Origin of the sequence: Streptomyces sp., from assembly GCF_050698815.1 — a bacterium.
In the GTDB taxonomy this organism is placed as follows: Bacteria; Actinomycetota; Actinomycetes; order Streptomycetales; family Streptomycetaceae; genus Streptomyces.
This window is the reverse complement of sequence record NZ_JBOHCV010000726.1, coordinates 1-2,587: the sequence shown is the minus strand read 5'-3', so window position 1 is coordinate 2,587 and position 2,587 is coordinate 1. Positions and strand designations below refer to the sequence as shown.

Annotated in this window: 3 protein-coding genes; all 3 read left to right on the top strand. The window is 70.7% G+C overall.

All coding sequences use genetic code 11. The features are described 5' to 3' along the window. Positions 1-555 (top strand): zinc-binding dehydrogenase (locus tag ACRDP3_RS25840; RefSeq protein WP_431519411.1); only part of this gene is annotated, 555 nt, incomplete at its 5' end. A gap of 118 nt (positions 556-673) precedes the next feature. Further along, entirely contained in the window at positions 674-1,585 is a 912-nt protein-coding gene (locus ACRDP3_RS25835; protein WP_431519412.1) for a hypothetical protein, read from the top strand. A 3-nt stretch (positions 1,586-1,588) separates the two neighbouring features. Further along, positions 1,589-2,587 (top strand): multiple monosaccharide ABC transporter substrate-binding protein (chvE, locus tag ACRDP3_RS25830; protein WP_431519410.1); only part of this gene is annotated, 999 nt, incomplete at its 3' end.

Below are 2,587 nucleotides of genomic sequence, written 5' to 3'. Positions count from 1 at the left end.
GTCCCGGGCGACCGGATCGCGGTGCTGGGGGCCGGCACGCTGGGACTGCTCGCCGTGCAGCTGCTGGCAGCGCACTCCCCCGCCGAACTGCTGGTGATCGACCCCCGGACAGCCCGTGCGGAGCTGGCCCTGACGATGGGCGCGACGCACGTACGCGCGCCCGCGGACGCCGCGGATGACGGTGGCGGTGACGGCGGGCATGACGGCGGGCATGACGGCTACGACGTCGTGCTGGAGACCGCGGGCGCGCCCAGCACCGCTCACGACGCGTGCGTGCTCGCGCGGCGCGGCGGACGGGTCGTACTCACCGGCATGTTCGAGCCCGGCGCGCAGGGCATCGATCCGGTTCATCTCTCGGTCAGCCAGCTCACCATCCGGTCGGTCTTCGGCGCACCGCCCGCCGCTTGGTCCTATGCGGTACGGGCGTTCGACGCCGGGCTGCTCGACCCCGCACCGCTCATCACGCACGAGCTGCCGCTGACCCGGTTCGGCGAAGCCATCGGCCTGGTCGGCAGCGGCGACCCCACGGTCGGGAAGGTGCTGCTGCGGCCCTGAGTCCCCCCGACATCCGCCGCCCCCCGTCGGTTTCCCCGATCGAAGAGTCAGGAGCACCGTGCCCACCGCCTCCCCCGGACCCCGCCCTCCCGGCGCCGACGCCCTCACCGGTCTGGGCATGGCCGCCCCCGCCCCCGACCCGGCCGACGCCTCACCGCACGCGTTCCCCGACGGCGGCACCTGGCGCACCGAGATCCCGTCCTGCGAGGGGCCGGAGGCAGTGGCCACCGTCCTGAGGGAGGCGGCCTCACTCGACGTGCCCGTACACCGCATCAGCCAGGGCAGCGGGGTGTGGATGCTGACCGACGCGGAGATCACCGAGATGGCCGGTGCCTGCGCCGAGCGACACATCGAGCTGTGCCTCTTCACCGGCCCGCGCGGGACCTGGGACGTCGGTGCCGCCACCCGCAGCGGCTCGGGCGGCGGCGGCCTGCGTGCCCGTGGCCACGACGCGGTGGCGGGCTGCGTCGAAGACGCCCTGCGCGCCACCAGGCTCGGCGTGCGCTGCCTGCTGGTGGCCGACGAGGGCGTGCTGTGGGTGCTGCACCGGCTGCGGGCCCGCGGTGAACTGCCCGCCGACACCACCCTGAAGGTCTCCGCCCTCATCGGTCCGGTGAACCCGGCCGCCTACAGCGTGTACGAGCGGCTCGGTGCCGACTCGCTCAACATCCCCTCCGATCTGACACTCCAGCACCTCACCGAGATACGCCGCCTCAGCGCCGCCCCGATGGACTTCTATCTGGAGGCTCCCGACGACCTCGGCGGCTATGTGCGGATGTACGAGGCGGCCGAGCTGATCCGGCGGGGTGCGCCCCTCTACCTCAAGTTCGGCCTCAGCAAGGCTCCCGGCATCTACCCCTACGGCGCCCATCTGCGCGACGTCACCCTCGAGACCGCCCGCGAACGGGTACGGCGCGGCAGGCTCGCCCTCGACCTGCTCGCCCGGCTCGGCGCCGACGGCGGCATGTCACCGCTCGGCTCACGGCTGCCGGGCGAACTTCAGCGTTTCCCCCTCCCCGAGAGGAACTGACCCATGGGTACCCGCACCCCCGCACCACGACGGCGCAGCGCACCCCTCGCGGCACTCGCGGCCCTCTCCGCCGCCGCGCTGCTGACCGGCTCGCTCGCCGCCTGCGGCCAGGAGGCCAAGGGCGGCAGCCGCTACAAGGCCGACAAAGGCAAGGGCGGCACCGTCGGCCTGGCCATGCCGACCAAGTCCTCCGAGCGCTGGATAGCCGACGGCAAGAACATGGCCCGGCAGTTCCAGGACGCGGGTTACAAGGCCGACCTGCAGTACGGCGACGACAAGGTCGAGAATCAGGTCGCCCAGATCGAGAACATGATCGCCAAAGGTCACAAGCTGCTCGTCGTCGCCGCCATCGACGGATCCGCGCTGACCGACGTACTGCGCCGCGCGAACGAGGCCGGCATTCCCGTCATCTCCTACGACCGCCTCATCCTGGGCACCGAGAACGTCGACTACTACGCCTCCTTCGACAACGAGCGCGTCGGCGAACTGCAGGCCGGCTACATCGTCGACAAGCTGAAGCTGGACGAGAAGAAGGACGAGAAGTTCAACGCCGAGCTGTTCGCCGGCTCCCCGGACGACAACAACACCAAGTTCTTCTGGGACGGCGCGATGAAGGTGCTGCGCCCCTACATCAAGAAGGGGCAGCTCACCGTCCGCAGCGGGCAGACGAGGATGAACCAGGTCACCACCCTGCGCTGGGACGGCGGCACGGCGCAGAAGCGGATGGACGACCTGCTCAGCAAGAACTACGGTTCCGCGGACGTCGACGCCGTCCTCTCCCCGTACGACGGCATCTCCATCGGTATCATCTCCGCGCTCAAGAGCGCCGGTTACGGCACCGGGGACAAGCCCTTCCCGCTCGTCACCGGGCAGGACGCCGAACTGGCCTCCATCAAGTCGATCCTGCGCGGACAGCAGCGGCAGACCGTGTACAAGGACACCCGCAAGCTCGCGAAACAGGCCGTACAGATGGGTGACGCGGTGCTCACGGGAAAGAAGCCG